At 72.1% G+C, this 16,426-nt stretch carries 17 protein-coding genes; 12 read left to right on the plus strand and 5 right to left on the minus strand.

Annotated features, from left to right (window positions below; genetic code table 11):
• Positions 1–128 precede the first annotated feature (128 nt).
• Together G443_RS00075 and G443_RS00080 are read left to right on the plus strand one after the other, a co-directional pair.
• Complete coding sequence (locus G443_RS00075; protein WP_026419164.1) at positions 129–929, plus strand: S1 family peptidase; 801 nt, start codon at positions 129–131, stop codon at positions 927–929.
• Positions 930–1,148: 219 nt separating this feature from the next.
• Positions 1,149–3,533, plus strand: a complete 2,385-nt coding sequence (locus tag G443_RS00080) for a Tex family protein (RefSeq protein WP_035292278.1) — start codon at positions 1,149–1,151, stop codon at positions 3,531–3,533.
• A gap of 142 nt (positions 3,534–3,675) precedes the next feature.
• On the opposite strand, the gene G443_RS00085 is transcribed toward G443_RS00080, so the two are convergent.
• Complete coding sequence (locus tag G443_RS00085; RefSeq protein ID WP_026419166.1) at positions 3,676–5,100, minus strand: NsdA family TPR-like regulatory protein; 1,425 nt, start codon at positions 5,098–5,100, stop codon at positions 3,676–3,678.
• Positions 5,101–5,379: 279 nt separating this feature from the next.
• Here G443_RS00085 and G443_RS00090 point away from each other — a divergent pair, with 279 nt between their 5' ends.
• The 7 genes from G443_RS00090 (at position 5,380) to G443_RS00120 (ending at position 8,256) form a co-directional block, all read left to right on the plus strand.
• Positions 5,380–5,661, plus strand: a complete 282-nt coding sequence (locus G443_RS00090; RefSeq protein ID WP_026419167.1) for a hypothetical protein — start codon at positions 5,380–5,382, stop codon at positions 5,659–5,661.
• A 136-nt stretch (positions 5,662–5,797) separates the two neighbouring features.
• Positions 5,798–6,187, plus strand: coding sequence for a hypothetical protein (locus G443_RS00095; protein WP_026419168.1), 390 nt, complete (start codon positions 5,798–5,800; stop codon positions 6,185–6,187).
• A gap of 14 nt (positions 6,188–6,201) precedes the next feature.
• Entirely contained in the window at positions 6,202–6,462 is a 261-nt protein-coding gene (locus G443_RS00100) for a hypothetical protein (RefSeq protein WP_026419169.1), read from the plus strand.
• Between the two features lie 31 nt (positions 6,463–6,493).
• Positions 6,494–7,009: a DddA-like double-stranded DNA deaminase toxin gene (locus G443_RS00105; protein WP_051314043.1), complete on the plus strand. Its 516-nt coding sequence runs from the start codon at positions 6,494–6,496 to the stop codon at positions 7,007–7,009.
• Positions 7,006–7,452 carry an Imm1 family immunity protein gene (locus G443_RS00110; protein WP_051314044.1) on the plus strand — a complete coding sequence of 149 codons (447 nt, stop codon included), beginning with the start codon at positions 7,006–7,008 and terminating at the stop codon, positions 7,450–7,452. Before G443_RS00105 ends, G443_RS00110 begins: the two co-directional genes overlap by 4 nt.
• 52 nt (positions 7,453–7,504) lie before the next feature.
• Positions 7,505–7,822 (plus strand): DddA-like double-stranded DNA deaminase toxin, encoded by a 318-nt coding sequence (locus G443_RS00115; protein ID WP_245588834.1) that lies wholly within the window; start codon positions 7,505–7,507, stop codon positions 7,820–7,822.
• A complete protein-coding gene (locus G443_RS00120) occupies positions 7,807–8,256 on the plus strand; it encodes an Imm1 family immunity protein (RefSeq protein ID WP_051314046.1) in 450 nt (149 codons plus the stop codon). Before G443_RS00115 ends, G443_RS00120 begins: the two co-directional genes overlap by 16 nt.
• 289 nt (positions 8,257–8,545) lie before the next feature.
• Here the strand turns inward: G443_RS00120 and wrbA are convergent, their stop codons facing one another.
• Positions 8,546–9,160, minus strand: a complete 615-nt coding sequence (wrbA, locus tag G443_RS00125) for an NAD(P)H:quinone oxidoreductase (protein ID WP_026419172.1) — start codon at positions 9,158–9,160, stop codon at positions 8,546–8,548.
• A 154-nt stretch (positions 9,161–9,314) separates the two neighbouring features.
• Here wrbA and G443_RS00130 point away from each other — a divergent pair, with 154 nt between their 5' ends.
• Complete coding sequence (locus G443_RS00130; RefSeq protein WP_035292280.1) at positions 9,315–9,821, plus strand: MarR family winged helix-turn-helix transcriptional regulator; 507 nt, start codon at positions 9,315–9,317, stop codon at positions 9,819–9,821.
• A 132-nt stretch (positions 9,822–9,953) separates the two neighbouring features.
• Here the strand turns inward: G443_RS00130 and G443_RS00135 are convergent, their stop codons facing one another.
• Positions 9,954–10,517 carry a pyridoxamine 5'-phosphate oxidase family protein gene (locus G443_RS00135; protein ID WP_026419173.1) on the minus strand — a complete coding sequence of 188 codons (564 nt, stop codon included), beginning with the start codon at positions 10,515–10,517 and terminating at the stop codon, positions 9,954–9,956.
• A gap of 42 nt (positions 10,518–10,559) precedes the next feature.
• The gene (locus G443_RS00140; RefSeq protein ID WP_035292289.1) at positions 10,560–10,994 is read right to left on the minus strand and encodes a cold-shock protein; all 435 of its coding nucleotides are present in this window, start codon (positions 10,992–10,994) and stop codon (positions 10,560–10,562) included.
• A gap of 324 nt (positions 10,995–11,318) precedes the next feature.
• On the opposite strand from G443_RS00140, the gene recD2 reads away from it, so the two are divergent.
• Both recD2 and G443_RS00150 read left to right on the plus strand, forming a co-directional pair.
• A complete protein-coding gene (gene recD2 / locus G443_RS00145) occupies positions 11,319–13,541 on the plus strand; it encodes an SF1B family DNA helicase RecD2 (protein ID WP_026419175.1) in 2,223 nt (740 codons plus the stop codon).
• A 181-nt stretch (positions 13,542–13,722) separates the two neighbouring features.
• On the plus strand, positions 13,723–14,655 hold the full coding sequence (locus G443_RS00150; RefSeq protein ID WP_026419176.1) for a hypothetical protein: 933 nt from the start codon (positions 13,723–13,725) through the stop codon (positions 14,653–14,655).
• Positions 14,656–14,668: 13 nt separating this feature from the next.
• Here the strand turns inward: G443_RS00150 and G443_RS00155 are convergent, their stop codons facing one another.
• On the minus strand, positions 14,669–16,345 hold the full coding sequence (locus G443_RS00155) for a DUF885 domain-containing protein (protein ID WP_026419177.1): 1,677 nt from the start codon (positions 16,343–16,345) through the stop codon (positions 14,669–14,671).
• Positions 16,346–16,426 lie beyond the last annotated feature (81 nt).

The following is a 16,426-nucleotide window of genomic DNA, read 5'->3' on the forward strand; positions in this document are numbered from 1 at the left end:
GGGTACGCGGATTGGTCCGAACGGACCTGTCCCGGCCGCCGGTCGGTCGGCTTGGATGTGAACGATCCACACATTCGACGGTGTGGTCGGTTTTTTGCCGCCCACCACCCCTCGGGGAGGGAGAGTTCATGAGAGCAGGTCGGGCACGACGCTGGTCCACCCTGGTCGCGGCCACCGCCGCCGTGGCCGCCGCCGGAGCGGGAACGGCCATCGCGGACACCACGGGCGGCGACGGGGTGAGCACCCGCATCGTGGGCGGCGAGCGGGCCAGCATCGAGGACTACCCGTGGGCCGTCTACCTGACGACGCCGGCCGGCCAGCAGTTCTGCGGCGGCTCCCTCGTCGCCGCGGACAAGGTCGTCACGGCGGCCCACTGCACGGAGGACTCCGCTCCGTCCGACATCCGGGTCGTCGCCGGCCGGGAGGACAAGAACAGCACCGACGGCGACGAGGCCGAGGTCACCGACATCTGGATCAACCCCGACTACGACAGCACCTCGTTCAGCGGCGACGTCTCGGTCCTCACCCTCGACGTCGAGCTGGACCACCCGACGGTGCCGCTGGCCACCCCGGCCGACGAGGACCTGCACACCCCGGGGGAGGCGGCCACCGTCGTCGGCTGGGGCACCACGTCCTCCGGGGGCGCGGCCTCCCGCTACCTGCTCGAGACCACGGTCCCGCTCGTCAGCGCCGAGGACTGCGCCAGCGCCTACGGCGGCGAGTTCGACGAGGCCACCATGCTGTGCGCCGGGCTCGAGGAAGGCGGCAAGGACGCCTGCCAGGGCGACTCGGGCGGCCCGCTGGTGGTTGAGGGCACCCTGGTGGGCGTCGTCTCCTGGGGCTACGGCTGCGCGCAGGCCGGCTACCCGGGCGTCTACGCCGGCGTCGCCGCGCACAGCGACCAGCTCGCCGAACAGATCGCGTCCTGACCGGCGCGGGGCCCCGGCCCCGCACCCCCGATCCGGTGGCCCCGGGGTTCGCCGCCCCCGGGGCCACCGCCATGTCCCGCCCCGGCGGGCCGATCCACCGTCCCGGCCCGTCCGTCCCGGGTGATCTTCGGGCACCACCCCGGCGGGGGATGCCACACCCCCCGGCCCGCACCGGCACAATGCAGGCCGGAGATCAGCGAGAGGGCGGATGCAGAACCGATGACGATGTCCATTCACCAGAGGATCGCCGAGGAACTCGGGGTGCGGCAGGGCCAGGTCCAGGCCGCCGTCGACCTGCTCGACGGAGGGGCGACCGTGCCCTTCATCGCGAGGTACCGCAAGGAGGCCACCGGCACACTCGACGACGCCCAGCTGCGGGACCTGGAGGAACGCCTCCGCTACCTGCGCGAACTGGAGGACCGGCGGGCGGCGATCCTGGAGTCGATCCGGTCGCAGGGCAAGCTCGACGACGAGCTCGCGGCGCGGATCAACGCCGCCGAGTCGAAGGCCAGGCTGGAGGACATCTACCTGCCCTACAAGCCGAAACGGCGCACCAAGGCGCAGATCGCCAGGGAGGCCGGGCTCGAACCGCTCGCCGACCTGCTCCTCGCCGACCCCACCCACGACCCGAAGGCCGTCGCGGCCGACTACGTCGACGCCGAGAAGGGCGTCGCCGACGGGACGGCCGCCCTGGAGGGCGCCCGGGCCATCCTGGTGGAACGCTTCGCCGAGGACGCCGACCTCATCGGCGAGCTCCGCGAGGAGATGTGGACCCGGGGCCGGGTGGCCGCCCGGGTGCGGGAGGGCCAGGAGAACGAGGGCGCGAAGTTCGCCGACTACTTCGACTTCTCCGAGCCCTTCACCAAACTCCCCTCCCACCGGATCCTCGCGCTGTTCCGGGGGGAGAAGGAAGGCGTGCTCGACCTCGTCCTCGAACCCGACGAGGACAGCAACCCGGGTGAGGCGCCGCAGGGCCCGAGCAGCTACGAACAGCGGATCGCGCACCGCTTCGACATCGGCGACCAGGGCCGCCCGGCCGACCACTGGCTGCTCGACTCGGTGCGCTGGGCCTGGCGCACCCGCGTCCTGGTGCACCTCGGCATCGACCTGCGCACCCGACTGCGGCAGGCCGCCGAGGAGGAGGCCGTCCGCGTCTTCGCCGCGAACCTGCGAGACCTGCTGCTCGCCGCCCCGGCCGGCACCCGGCCCACCCTCGGCCTCGACCCGGGCTTCCGCACCGGGGTGAAGGTCGCCGTGGTCGACGGCACCGGAAAGGTCGTGGCCACCGACACCATCTACCCGCACAAGCCCCAGGACCGCTGGGACTCCTCGATCGCCACCCTCGCGCGCCTCGCCGAGCGCCACGGCGTCGAACTCGTCGCCATCGGCAACGGCACCGCGTCCCGCGAGACCGACCGGCTGGCCGCCGACCTCATCCGCCGGCACCCCGAGTTGAGGCTGACCAAGGTGATGGTCTCCGAGGCGGGCGCCTCGGTGTACTCGGCCTCCGCCTACGCCTCCCAGGAACTGCCCGAACTGGACGTGGCGCTGCGCGGCGCCGTCTCCATCGCCCGCCGGCTCCAGGACCCGCTCGCCGAGCTGGTCAAGATCGACCCGAAGTCCATCGGGGTGGGCCAGTACCAGCACGACCTCTCCGAGACGATGCTCTCGCGGTCGCTGGACGCGGTGGTCGAGGACTGCGTGAACGGCGTGGGGGTGGATGTCAACACCGCATCGGCCCCGCTGCTGACCCGGGTCTCCGGCATCGGTGAGGGACTGGCGGAGAACATCGTCCTCCACCGCGACACCCACGGTCCGTTCCGCTCCCGCAAGCAGCTCAAGGACGTCTCCCGGCTGGGGCCGAAGGCCTTCGAGCAGTGCGCCGGCTTCCTCCGGATCCCCGACGCCGAGGACCCGCTGGACAGCTCGGCGGTGCACCCGGAGTCCTACCCCGTCGTGCGCCGCATCCTGGACGCGGTGGGCAGCGACGTCGCCGGTCTGATCGGCAACACCCGACTGCTGAAGTCCGTGCGCCCCACCGACTTCGTCGACGACGCCGTCGGCCTGCCCACCGTGACCGACATCCTCGGTGAGCTGGAGAAGCCGGGCCGCGACCCGCGTCCGGCGTTCCAGACGGCCGCCTTCGCCGAGGGGGTCGAGACCCTGGCCGACCTGCGTCCCGGCATGACCCTGGAGGGCGTCGTCACCAACGTCGCCGCCTTCGGGGCCTTCGTCGACATCGGCGTGCACCAGGACGGCCTGGTCCACGTCTCGGCGATGTCGAGGAACTTCGTGCGCGATCCCCGCGAGGTGGCCAAGCCCGGCGACATCGTCAAGGTCAAGGTGCTGGAGGTCGACGCCACCCGCAAGCGCATCTCCCTGACCCTGCGCCTCGACGACGAGCTGCCCCAGGCCGGGGGCCAGCCCGGGGAGCGGCGCGGCGGCCAGGGCGGCCGAGGCGGTCAGGGCCAGGGCGGTCAACGTCAGGGCGGCGGCCGTCAGCAGGGCGGCCGGGGTGGACAGCGCCGGGAGCGCGCCGACAGTGGCGGCGGAGCGATGGCCGACGCGCTGCGCCGCGCCGGGTTCGGCGGCGGCTCCCGCTGAGCTGAGCCCGACCGGTCGGTGGGGGCGCGGCGCCTCGGCCGGCCGGTCCGGCCCTCGCGGTCCTTGACGGTGCTGGCGACGACCACGGCCGACCGGCCGCCGAACCTGGCGGGTGCGGCGCCGCGAACGACCAGGCGGTCGACTAGGGGGTCACCCCCGCCGGGCCAGGGCCGGAGGACGGGCGCTCCCCGACGAGTTCGGTGATGCGCTCGTCCAGGTCGAGCAGCGCCGGATGCCGACCCCGCCCCCGGGCCCGCTGGCGGAGCGCCACCACCCGGTCGACGGTGCGGGCCGAGGACAGCTCGCCCATGTCGGCGAAGGCCTGACCGGCCACGGACTCGGCCTGGTCGTAGTCGCCGAGTTCCAGGTGGGCGGCGGCGATGTGGATCCGGGTCTTCGCCCGCGCCGTCACCCTGTCCTCGGGCAGGGCGGCCGCCGCCTGTTCGAGCAGGGCGAGCCCCTGCTGGGGCCGGCCGGCGTCCCGCAGACACTGGCCGACATCGGAAATCAGGTCCGGCTCGCCGTAGAAGGCCAGCCACTCCGGTTCCGGCGGGCCGGGCCGGTCGAAGGCGCGTTGCGCCTCCTCGATCGCCTGCCGCGCCGAGCGGGCGTCGCCCACGAAGGCGAGCCCCCGGGCTTCGATGGCGTGCAGCCAGGCGGCGAACCTCGGGGTGGCCGCGCCCTCGGTCATCCGCAGCGCCGACCGCGCCAGCGCCGCCGCGTGCGGGCCGTGTTCCGCGCCGGTCGCCTGGCTGGTGGCGTTGCCGATGTCGATGGTCAGCCGGCTCATCTCGGCGAGCACGTTGGCGGCGAACAGCGTGTCGCCGGCCTGGGTGGCCAGGTGCAGGGCCTGTGCGTAGTACCGCTGGCCCAGTGCGTGCCGCCCGCTGTCGGCCGTGGTCAGCCCGGCCAACCAGGTGGCCTGTGCCAGGGTGGAGAAGAGCTCCCGACCGTGCTGTTCCGAGTAGGTGGCCTCCGCCGCCACCCTGGCCTCATCGTGCACGAAGCGCACGACACGATCTCGCACCTGACCGCCGCCGAACCTGCGTTGCAGACTCTCGTAGTGCCGCACCATCTCGCCGAGGACCTTGATCTCGGCGGTACCGATGCGCCGCCCACTCCCCACCGCCGCCGTCGCTTCCGGCGGCGGGGCGGTCAGTGCCAGCCAGGCCGGCTCCGCGAAGGCGCTCGCCGTGAACGCCGAGCCCAGCAGGAAATTGCGTCGGTTCAGGTCGCGTCCGGACAGCTCCACCACGGTGCCCATCGTCCCACCCGGAGTGGACGCGCGACGGAGCGCGTCAAAGGTGTCACCCGCCGTTCGGTGGTCGTCGAACCCGCAGGCGGTGACCGTCACCGGGTAGCCGAGTCGCCGCGACAACGCGGCGGCCACCAGCCGGGGCACCGGATCGCGGGGCTGGCAGCCCAGCAGCATCCGTTTCACGGAGGTGGGAGTGGTTCCGAGATGGATGCCCTCCCGCGCGGCGGTCCGCACCACCGCGTTCGCCAGCCCCGTGTTGCTCAGCTCCGCCTCCGCCATCAGTCGGCGCAGGTCCTGGTTCCCGTGCATCGCGACCCCGTGTCATCACCGTGGGTTTCCCTGTGCGTCCGGAGAGTAGTGGCCCGAGCGGACGAGTGGGAGGCGTTGGGGCTGGTCACGGCGAAGTGAGACCCCAGTAGGACCCCTGGGAGGGGACTGGGACTTCCGCCGGGCGGCGAGAGGTGGTGGGCGGGTCGTGGACGGAAGGCGTCCACTGTGGGACTGCCGTGGCGATCGATCCGGCGGTGAGGTGGGGGTGTGGCCGGGCGCACGGCCGCGAAACCGTCATCGAGATCGGGGAATGACCACATGGGACGACGGAAGGGCAGTCCAGCCGAGATCGCCTCGGCCATCACCAGGCGCTACATGGGCCGCTGGTCCTGGGTGTCGGACGAGCAGCGGCTGCGGTACTACCAGGACTGGCTGCGGGAGATGGAGCCCTGCGTCACCGAGGAGCCCGACCTCCACTCGGAGTGGGTGCGGACGATGGTGGGCCAGCTCCGGCGGGTGGTGCGTGAGCTGGAAGCCAAAGAGGCCGAGGCGGCGGCAGCGGAGGACACCGCCTCCGCTGCTCAGGCAGCGACGCCGTGACCACCCCGGCTCCCCGAGCGGGCGTGTCCAGCGCGGTGTGCGCCGGGTTCGCCCCCGCCGTAGCGGGTGATCCCGTGACCGCCCTCCCGCCCGATGTCGTGATGCCGGGTCGCGAGCTTGCCCGGCTGGTGGTGTGGTGGCGGAGCAGTACCGGCCGGTTCGCCTGGGTGTCGAGGCAGGCCGCCTTGGAGTCGTCCTCCGTCCGGAACACGCGCCCGCCGAACCGGTCGGGCTGCCCGGCGTGCAGGCCCGGCGGGTGGCCGGGGCGCTCCTCGTGCCCGACGCCGACGCGGTGGCGACCGTCATCACGGCCGGGCCGGGGGTGGTGGCCTCGCTGATGGTGACGACCCTGTCCCGGCTCGGCGGGAAGGTCCTCACCCTGACCTCTCCCGGTGCCCCGCCGCTGACGTGGGCGCTTCCCGTGCGGTGGCGCCCACCCCAGCCCCAGGGTCCCGCGCTCACCCACCCGCAGCGGGCCGGGGAGCTGATCGGCCGGGCCGCCTCGGCCGCCGAAAACCATACCTGAACAGGAGAACCGCCGTGGACATGCAGCAGATCATCGGAGGCTTACAGGCCGCCAGCACCCTCCTGGAGCCCTACGGTCTCAGTCAGGAACAGGGCCGGATGGACGAGGTCACCGGGCACCTGGCGGTGCTCAACGGCACCGCCCGGCACGGCGAGGTGCTGGCGCAGCTGGAGCAGATCCGCCAGTCGATCGCGATGGCCGCCGACCAGCAACAGCAGTTGCGCGAGCAGTTGGTGCGGCTGATGGCCACGTTTCAGGGCGGCTTCGGGATCTGATCAGGCCCCTGGGCCGCCAGCCGGTGGGGTGGTGCACGGCACCCACGACCCCGCCCCGGCCGACGAACCGCCCCAGGGCCGTTCGCTGCCGCACCCGTCGAACACCCCGTGGGAAGCGGCCCTGGGGACAGGCGTCGCCTGGGTGGCCTGGGCCCGAGACCAGTTGCCGGAACGTCCCCGAGGCCGGGGCCAGACGACCGGGATCATCCTGGGAGGCTCTGACGGCAGCGGCGAGCGGATGGTGTCCGGCCACGAGCCGGAGTCGGACCTGGCGGGCCTCATCCTCGCCACCAGCGACGTGTTTCCGGAGCATCGGCTGCGGGACCTCGCCATTGCGGACGTGGCGCGCCACGTCGAGACGAAGCTAGCGGTACGCCAGGCAGAAGCCGGTGTCACCCACACGGTTGTCGTCCTCAATAACCGTATGTGCGACGGTCTTTACGGGTGTACGGAAGCAGTAGCCGCGATCCTGCCCCGGGGGTTCTCCATGACGGTATGGGAACCAGGGCGCAGCCGACCGACCATCATCGAAGGGAAAGCCACGTGACAGTCGTTGTGACCGCGATCATTGACAATGATCGCTACTACGCCCGGACGGAGGAGGAACGAGCGGTCCTGATTCGCCGAATGGTGGACGAGGAGCATCCGGGATGGGCGTCACTCGTCTACGTCTGGGATCGGCCAGCGGGAGAGGGAAGCGGACGGCTGGCGTGGCCGGCGTGGCAGCTTCGGGTGTCCGCTGAGCCGGGCCTCGGGGTGGGCGCGCTCAACTGGGTGGGGCCGGTTCCGAGTGATGAGCTGGGCCCATGGGACACTCTGAATCCCACGCCGATCGTCGGTGTCGCGGTCGAGTTCGACGGTTCCGTTCCCTCCTACTTTCCGCCGTCGGCGGTGCTGCCAATCGACGACGTGCGCCGGGCCGTTGCGGAACACTTCAACACGGGCCGCCGGCCGGAGTGCGTGCAGTGGCAGCCGGGCTATCGGTTCTGAGCCCACGACCGGCATTAACCTGAAGGGCCCCGAGGGCAGTGGCGAACGGGTGGTGTCCGGGCGTGGGCCGGAGTCGGACGTGGTGGGCCTCATTCTCGCCACCAGCGACCTGTTCCCCGAACATCCGCTGCGCGACCGCGCAATCGCCGATGCCGCCCGTCACGTCGAGACGAAGCTGGCGCTGCGCCAGGCAGAGTCCGGTGTCACCCACGCGGTCGTCGTCGTCAACAACCTGATGTGCGAAGGCCCTTACGGGTGTACGGAAGCAGTAGCCGCGATCCTGCCCCGGGGATTCTCCATGACGGTATGGGAACCAGGGCGCAGCCGACCGACCACCGTCGAAGGGAAAGCCACGTGGCAGTCGTCGTGACCGCGATCATCGACAACGTTCGGCACTACGCCCGGACGGAGGGCGAACGGACGGCACTGGTCCGGGCGGTCGTGGACGAACCGCACCCGGCCGGCCCCAGTCTCCTCTACGTCTGGGACAGGCCCGCCGGGCAGGGAGCCGGGCACGAGGCGTGGCCGGAGTGGCAGCTGAGGGTGTCCACCGTGCCTGACCAGGGGGTGGGAGCGTTGAACTGGGCGGGTGACTCGCCGGACGGTGACCTCGGGCCCTGGGACACGTACAACCCGGGAGCCGATCTGGGCGGCTCCGCGCTCCTCTTCGACGAGTCCGCGCCCCTCTTCTTCCCCCTTTCCGCGACGCTCGCGCTCCAGGACGTGCGCCGAGCCGTCACCGAACATCTGCGGACCGGGCGTCGACCGGAGTGCGTCCAGTGGCAGCCAGGGGACTGGTACTGAATCGGCGGGTTCCTCGGCGTGCTGAGGACGTGGTGAGCCAGGCGGGGGCGGGGCCCGTGCCGTTTCGACGAGCGGCTTCCGGGACTTCCGTCAGGACTGACCTCGGTTCCTCACAGCCACGTCGCCGGCCGTGTGCTGCTGGCGGCGTCGTGGACAGGGGGCCTGAGGAGGTGGACGAGCGGGCGCGGCGCGGTCGGGCCCCTGCCGTCCGTTCTTCGGAGGCCCGGGTCGCCACCCTCCGTCTGGTGGTCGCCCTCCCTGTTGGGAGGACGACCACCGGCCGGGGAGCTCAGGCGGCCAGGCCGGCCTTGAGGGCCTGGGCGATCCGGACCACGCGGCGGGCCTGCACGCCGGCGGCGGTGCGGGTCACGTCGTTGACGGGGTTGCTCCCCTGGGCGTCCACGTGGCTGGTGCCGTAGGGGTTGCCGTCGACGAACTTCGAGCCGTCGGTGAAGCCGGGGCTGACGAGGATGCCGCCGAAGTGGTGGATGGTGTTGTACAGCGCGAGCAGCGTGGACTCCTGGCCGCCGTGCAGGGTGGCGGAGGAGGCGAAGCCGCTGTAGACCTTGTCGGCCAGCAGGCCCTGCTGCCACTCGCCGCCGAGGGTGTCGATGAACTGCTTGAGCTGGGCGGCGATGTTGCCGTAGCGGGTGGGGGAGCCGAAGATCACCGCGTCCGCCCACACCACGTCGTCGGCCGTGACCTCGGGGACGTCGGAGGTGGCGTCGACGTTCGCCCGCCAGGCCGGGTTGGAGTCGATGGCGGCGTCGGGGGCCAGCTCGGGCGCCTTGCGCAGGCGCACCTCGGCACCGGCCTGCTCGGCCTCGGCGACCAGGGTGCGGGCGATCTCCGCGATGGTGCCGGTGGACGAGTAGTAGATGACGCTCAGCTTGACCTTGCTCATGGGGGTGTTCGTTCCTCTCGGTCGGGGGTCTGCGGACGACCCGACGCGAGGTTAAACATTAAACATCTTCCGTGCAAGAAGTTCGCCGGGAAGATGTGTTCGGCTACACTCGCCCAGTCCGGAACGTGAGACGAGGGGGAGGAGGGGCGTGCGCATGACCGCCGCGCGTGACGCGGGCCTCGCGGCCGACGACGAGATCATCACCTGGTGGGGGCTGGTCATCGAGGGCTACCACGCGACGCAGGCCCGGATCCAGGCCGAGATCGGCGAGCGCTTCGACCTCGCCCCCGCCTCCTTCGACATCCTGATCCGCCTGGTCCGCAGCCCCGACCACCGGATGCCGATGACCCGGCTCGCCCACGAGGCCGCCCTCTCCAGCGGCGGTTTCACCAAGGTCGCCGACCGGCTCGTGGCGGCGGACCTGATCCGGCGGCACCGCTGCGACCGGGACCGCCGGGTGACCTACGCCGAACTCACCGACCACGGGCTGGACATCGCCAAGCAGGTGCGGGCCGCCGGCGCGGAGATCCTGCGCCGCCGCGTCCTCGCGCCCCTCGGGCCTGGGGACTCCCAGCGGCTCGCCGACGCCATGCGCGCGCTGCGCGAGGCCAACGGCGACCCCCAGGAGGAACGGGGCGTCGGACGACCCGGGGCCTGCTGACAGGCTCCCCTCGCCGCCCCGGGGGCTTCCGGCGCCGGCGCGCCCACGGCCGAACACCTCGGGCTCCCGTCCTCCTCAGGACGTCGCCCGTCGAGGGACGGGCCGGGTGGCGGCCGGGCGGGGCCGCGACGATCAGGAGGTCGGCACCGGGTCGATCGCGGGGAGGCCGTCGATGCTGACCGCGTTGCGGGTCGCGAGGTAGGTCGCGGCGTTCTCGTCGCTGCGGCGCCCGTTGTGCCGGGTCAGCAGGTCCCGGTCACCCACGTAGTCCATGAGGGGGAGGGAGAACCCACAGGAGTCGCTGATCCGGGTCACCTCGACGTCGATCACGGCCCGCAACCTCGGCGCCGGCTCGACCTCGAACCGCGACACGAGCTCGGCGAAGTCCGGGTCCGACGGCATGACCGCACGGCCCCGACCGTGGAGCCGGACCACGTTGGGCGCGCCGGAGAAGGAGCAGAACATCAGCACGACCCGCCCGTTCTCCCGGAGGTGCGCGATCGTTTCCACTCCGCTGGCCATGTAGTCGAGGTAGGCGACGCGGTGTTCGCCCAGGACCGTGAACGTGCCCCGCATCCCCTTCGGCGACACGTTCACATGCCCCTCGGCGCCGGCGGGCGCGGTGCCCACGAAGAACACCGGCTGCGCGAGCACGAACTCCCGCAGCCGGCCGTCAATCCGCTCGTATAACTTCACGCCACCATCCTGACCGATCGGCCAGGCCCGTCGGCGGACCGATCAGCTCTCGATCCAGTTGTGCCCACGAGCGAGCTCCAGCAGGCGGGTGCGCACCTGCACGACCTGCGCGGCGGTCAGCGTCGGTGCCGCGTCGAGCAGCGCCTCGGTCAGCTCGACCCGGAACTCGGCGGCGGAGAGGACGTCGCACATGCCGTCCTCCTCGTCCTCCCGCCCGATCGGACGCGGCGCCGGAGCGGCCACCCTCGCCGGCGCGGGTGGCGAGGACACGGCCGGTGAGACGAGTCGGACCTCGGACGCCTTCAGCCCCCGGTCGCCGTCCTCCACCACGAAGGACACCTTGGCCCCCGGCTGGAACAGGTGCTTGGCATCACGCAGGTCGTTCGCGTGCATGAAGACGTCCTCGCTGCCCTCGTCGGGCGCGATGAAGCCGTATCCGCGTGTCTCGTCGAACCGAAGGATCTTGCCGGTTGTCACCACAGCTACCCCAAACCTCAACACAGTCCAGCGTCGTCCACGCTGGCGGTCCCGGCAGGCTACAACAGCGCCCGCTCAGGTGACAGACCCGAGAACGCGCCGATCTCCTCCAACCGGCGGTAGGCCGAACACCGGACGCGGACACCGTCGGTGACCGAATCCGGATGTCCCGGCCCCGGCTCGGAACGGTCGTCCCGAGTGGATACCGTGGCGGCGGCACGGAGGGCGGCGTGGCCGCCGCCACCCCGAGGACGCTCGCTGGACGCGCGTGGCCCGGGGCGGCACCCCGCGCCCAACGGAGGGCCGGACGGAGGTGAGGAACTCGTGGACGGGTCCCCGCGCGGCGCCGTGCTGGACGCGACCCTGGAGCGGATCACCTTCGCCAACGAGGAGACCGGCTACACCGTGGCGAGGGTGGACACCGGCCGGGGCGGCGAGCTGGTCACCGTGGTGGGCGCGCTGCTCGGGGCGCAGCCGGGTGAGGCGCTGCGGATGCGGGGCCGGTGGGGCTCCCACCCGCAGTACGGTCGGCAGTTCCACGTCGAGGACTACTCCACCGTGCTCCCCGCCACGGTCCAGGGAATCCGCCGTTACCTCGGGTCAGGGTTGATCAAGGGCATCGGGCCGCGCCTGGCCGACCGCATCGTCGAACACTTCGGCACCGCCGCGCTCGACGTGATCGAGCAGACGCCCGACCGCCTCATCGAGGTCCCCAAACTCGGCCCGAAGCGCACCAAGCTGATCGCGGCCGCCTGGGAGGAGCAGAAGGCCATCAAGGAGGTGATGGTCTTCCTCCAGGGAGTCGGGGTGTCCACCTCGCTCGCGGTCAAGATCTACAAGCAGTACACCGACGACGCCATCCGCGTCGTGCGGGAGGAACCGTACCGGTTGGCCGGCGACGTCTGGGGAATCGGTTTCAAGACCGCGGACACCATCGCCAAGGCCGTCGGCATCCCCCACGACTCCCCGCAGCGGGTCAAGGCCGGTCTCCAGTTCACCCTCTCCGAGGCCACCGGCAACGGCAACTGCTACCTGCCCGAGCTGGAGCTGATCGCCGAGGCGATCAAGATCCTGGCCGTCGACGCGGGACTGGTCGCCGAATGCCTCGGGGAACTCGTCGAGGAGGAGGGCGTCGTCCGGGAGGAGGTCCCCGGGGACGACGCCGAGAACCCGACGGCCGCCGTCTACCTCGTGCCGTTCCACCGCGCCGAGATCTCGTTGGCCAGCCGGATGCGCCGCCTGCTGGCCACCAGCGCCGACCGCCTGCCCGCCTTCGCCGACGTCGACTGGTCCCGGGCCCTGGACTGGCTGCGCCGCTCCACCGGCGCCGAGCTCGCCGAGGCCCAGGAACGCGCCGTCCGGCTCGCCCTCACCGAACGGGTGGCCGTCCTGACCGGAGGACCCGGCTGCGGGAAGAGCTTCACCGTGCGGTCCATCGTCACCCTGGCCAGGGCGAAACGCGCCAAGGTGGTCCTGGCCGCGCCCACGGGGCGGGCGGCGAAACGGCTCACCGAACTGACCGGCCACGAGGCCGCCACCGTCCACCGGCTGCTGGAGCTCAAACCGGGAGGTGACGCCGCCTACGACGCCGACCGCCCCCTCGACGCGGACCTCGTGGTGGTCGACGAGGCCTCCATGCTGGACCTGCTGCTGGCCAACAAACTCGTCAAGGCGATCGCGCCCGGCGCGCACCTGCTGCTCGTCGGCGATGTCGACCAGCTGCCCTCGGTGGGGGCCGGCGAGGTCCTGCGGGACCTGCTCGCCCCGGACACCCCCATCCCGCACGTGCGGCTCGACCAGATCTTCCGGCAGGCCGCCGAGTCGGGCGTGGTCACCAACGCCCACCGCATCAACTCGGGCGACCACCCCCTGCTCAAGGGCATGGACGACTTCTTCCTCTTCCCCGTCGACGAGGCCGAGGCCGCCGCCGAACTGACGGTGGATGTCGTCGCCCGCCGCATCCCCCGCAGGTTCGGCCTGGACCCCCGCCGGGACATCCAGGTGCTCGCGCCCATGCACCGAGGGCCGGCCGGGGCCGGTGCGTTGAACCTCCTCCTCCAGGAGGCGCTGACACCACCCCGGGACGGCCTGCCCGAACGACGCTTCGGCGGGCGGATCTTCCGCCTGGGGGACAAGGTCACCCAGATCCGGAACAACTACGACAAGGGCGCCAACGGCGTGTTCAACGGGACCCAGGGCGTGGTGACCGCCCTCGACCAGGACGAGCAGACGCTGACCGTCCGCACCGACGAGGACGAGGACATCGAGTACGAGTTCTCCGAGCTGGACGAGCTGGTGCACGCCTACGCGGTCACCATCCACCGGTCCCAGGGCAGCGAGTACCCGTGCGTGGTCATCCCCGTCACCACCAGCGCCTGGATGATGTTGCAGCGCAACCTCCTCTACACGGCGGTGACCAGGGCCAAGAAGCTGGTGGTCCTCGTCGGGTCGAGGCGGGCGCTCGGCCAGGCGGTCCGCACCGTGGGGTCGGGCCGTCGGCACACGGCACTCGACTGGCGGCTGCGCCGTCCCGCGCCCCGCTCCTGAGCCGCCGACCGGCACCCGCGGTAGCGGTGGCCCGAGCACGAAGGACGCACAACGACCCGTTCAGTCCTGTCCCGGGTGGTGCCCCGATGGCTAGCATCGGGCGGAGGTGGACATCACACCTCTGATCGGGCCGTCGGCCCCACGTCGGCACCCCGACCGGGGGGACGGAAGGGGACCCCGCGTGCACAGCCAGGAACCGACGACCTCGCCCTCAGCGCTGGAGGCCTTGGCCCGGCTGCCCGACGACGAGGCCTACGGGGAGCTGACCGGCCTGGCCCGCGCCGCCCTCCAACGGGCCAGGGCGCTGGGGCTCACCGTCGTCGACGAACTGCCCGAGGGCGGCGGGTGGACCGTGCGCCTGCCCGACGAGAGCTACGACGCGACCCGGGTGGTGGAGTTGGCCGCCGGCCTGGACACCGGTCTGCTCTACGTCAGCATGTGGGCCTTCGACCCGGACGACGTCGAGGAGTTCGGGCCGGCCAGCCCACCGGCGGACGACGGGGTGGCCGCCGTGCAACGGGTGATGCGCCGGTTCGACGGCGTGCTCTACCAGTTCGACGTGGCCTTCGTCCACCGAGGTGTCCTGCACCGGTGGACCTACCAGGAACCCTTCTACGCGCTGTTCCGGCAGGCACTGGCGGCGGTGTCGCCCGCCGCGCCCACCGCCCGGCACGAGGGCACCGGAGACGTGGTGGACTCCGAGGAGGTTCGCCGGCTCGCCGCCGTGCTGCTGGCGTTGCCCGCCTTCCGGGCGGCGGGCACGGATGTGCGGCGGGCGAGGGTGGCCCGCCGCCAGCCCGAGCTGCGGGGGATGTTGAGCCAGTCGGGACTCCCCGGCCGCACCGCCCGGGAGGCCATCCAACAGGCCACCGACACGGCGCTCCAGGTGGCGGAGGACCACCACGAGCGGCTGGCCCGGTCGTTGCCCACCCTGGCGGAGGAACTCGCCGACGACCCCCGCTTCCAGGAGGCGGGTAACGCCACCCTGCGCCGCAAGGTCGCCGACGACTTCCTGGTCGAACGGGCGGACGGCTACCGCTGCCCGGTGTGGCTGCGGGAGAAACTGCTGACCACCGCACCTCTCAACGGCGGGGGTGCGCGTCGCCCCTCCTGACGCCTGTCCTCGCTCAGCGCTGGCTGTCCACCCACTCCCGCACCACCCGGTCCAGGACCTCCAGCGGCAGCGGACCGTCGGACAACACCGTGTCGTGGAAGGCGCGGATGTCGAACCGGTCGCCCAGCGCCTCCTCCGCCGCGGCGCGGATGCGCTGGATCTCCAGGCGCCCGACCATGTAGGACAGCGCCTGGCCCGGGGCGGTGATGTAGCGGTCCACCTCGGACTCGATCTCGGAGGCGGACATGGCGGTGTTGGTCCGCAGGTAGTCGATGGCCTGCTGACGGCTCCAGCCCTTGGCGTGCAGACCGGTGTCGACCACCAGGCGACCGGCCCGCATGGCGTCCTGGGTGAGCATGCCCAGCCGGTCCAGGTCGCCGGAGTACAGGCCCATCTCCTCCGCCAACCGTTCGGTGTAGAGCCCCCAGCCCTCCAGGTAGGCGTTGAACGGGGCGAGGCGGCGGAGCAACGGCAGGTCGGTCAGTTCGAGGGCGAGCGCGATCTGGAAGTGGTGCCCCGGCACCGCCTCGTGGAAGGCGACGGCCTCCGAGGTGGTCCTGGCCCGCTCCTCCGCCCGGTGGGTGTTGACGAAGTAGGTGCCCGGGCGGCTGCCGTCCAGCGCCGGGGACATGTAGTAGGCGATCGGGGCGCCGGGGGCCTCGGACTCCGGCACGGCCTCCACCGCGCAGCTCTCGGCCGGCATCCGGTTGAACCAGGCCGGCGCGACCTTCTCGGCCCGGGCGATCGCGGCACGGGCCTCGGTGACCATCTCCTCGCCGCTCGACCACAGCAGGGCCGGGTCCGTGCGCAGCCGCTCGAAGATCTCGGTCACGTCGTCGGTGCCGAACACGCGGCCACCGATCTCCGCGTACTCCCGTTTCAGGTCCTCGATGAGCCGGAGACCGGTTTCGTGCAGTTCCTCGGGGGTCCGGCTCGTCGTGGTGTGCGCCCGGGCGAGGCCGGCGTAGATGGCGTCACCACCCGGCAGCCAGCTGAGGCCCGGGTGGTCCATGTCCCGGCCGGAGGGGACGACCTCGGTGGCGAGCACGTCGCGGTAGCGGCGGAACGCCGGCCGCACCACCTCGGCCAGCAGCCGGTCCCGCTCGGCGCGGAACCCGGCGAGGTCCACGTCGGCCTCGGCCGGCGGTTCCGGCTGGCGCAGGGGGTCGTCATCCGGGGCGGCGAGGTACCGGTCCAGGAAGTCCACGGTGGCCTCGACGAGGTGGCGCACCGGCAGCAGGCCCGCGCCGATCCCGGACCGGTGACGCTCGGCGATCGCCTCGAGCACGGTGGGCAGCCCGGCGAGCCTGGCGAGGTACCCGTCGGCGTGCGCGCGGTCGGCGATCCCGACCCTCGGCAGCATGATGAGCAGCTCGGCGGTGGAGGAGAAGAAGGAGTCGGCGACCGTGTACTCCACCGCGCGGGCGTCGAGGTGTTCCAGCAGCCCGCTGGCCTGGTGGATCACCACGTCCCGGTTCAACCGGTCACCGTGGTCCAGGGACTCGGCGTCGAGCTCCCGCGCCCGGTCGAGGATGGCCTGGAGACGACCGCGCTGGTCCTCGTCACCGGCGACCCCGTAGTCGGGGAGCCGGTCGTCCCGGTCCCGTAACCCGACCAGGGTGGCATCGATGGGACGCGCGTCGAACATCGCGGCGATCAGGTCGTCCGCGAGCTGGGCTGGGGTGGTCATGTCTCTCCTCGTTCCCGGGAGCCGAAATGGGGAGACAGTATCCAAGCGGCGGCGGAACGGGCGGTTCGTGGACCGGGCGGC

Origin of the sequence: Actinoalloteichus caeruleus DSM 43889 (assembly GCF_000429185.2) — a bacterium.
GTDB classification, from domain to species: domain Bacteria; phylum Actinomycetota; class Actinomycetes; order Mycobacteriales; family Pseudonocardiaceae; genus Actinoalloteichus_B; species Actinoalloteichus_B caeruleus.

Bases quoted from the DNA above. Each gene is read 5' to 3' on its own strand.
- G443_RS00075 (WP_026419164.1), top strand. From the start codon at position 129: ATGAGAGCAGGTCGGGCACGACGCTGGTCCACCCTGGTCGCGGCCACC.
- G443_RS00080 (WP_035292278.1), top strand. From the start codon at position 1,149: ATGACGATGTCCATTCACCAGAGGATCGCCGAGGAACTCGGGGTGCGG.
- G443_RS00085 (WP_026419166.1), bottom strand. From the start codon at position 5,100: ATGCACGGGAACCAGGACCTGCGCCGACTGATGGCGGAGGCGGAGCTG.
- G443_RS00090 (WP_026419167.1), top strand. From the start codon at position 5,380: ATGGGACGACGGAAGGGCAGTCCAGCCGAGATCGCCTCGGCCATCACC.
- wrbA (WP_026419172.1), bottom strand. From the start codon at position 9,160: ATGAGCAAGGTCAAGCTGAGCGTCATCTACTACTCGTCCACCGGCACC.
- G443_RS00130 (WP_035292280.1), top strand. From the start codon at position 9,315: ATGACCGCCGCGCGTGACGCGGGCCTCGCGGCCGACGACGAGATCATC.
- G443_RS00155 (WP_026419177.1), bottom strand. From the start codon at position 16,345: ATGACCACCCCAGCCCAGCTCGCGGACGACCTGATCGCCGCGATGTTC.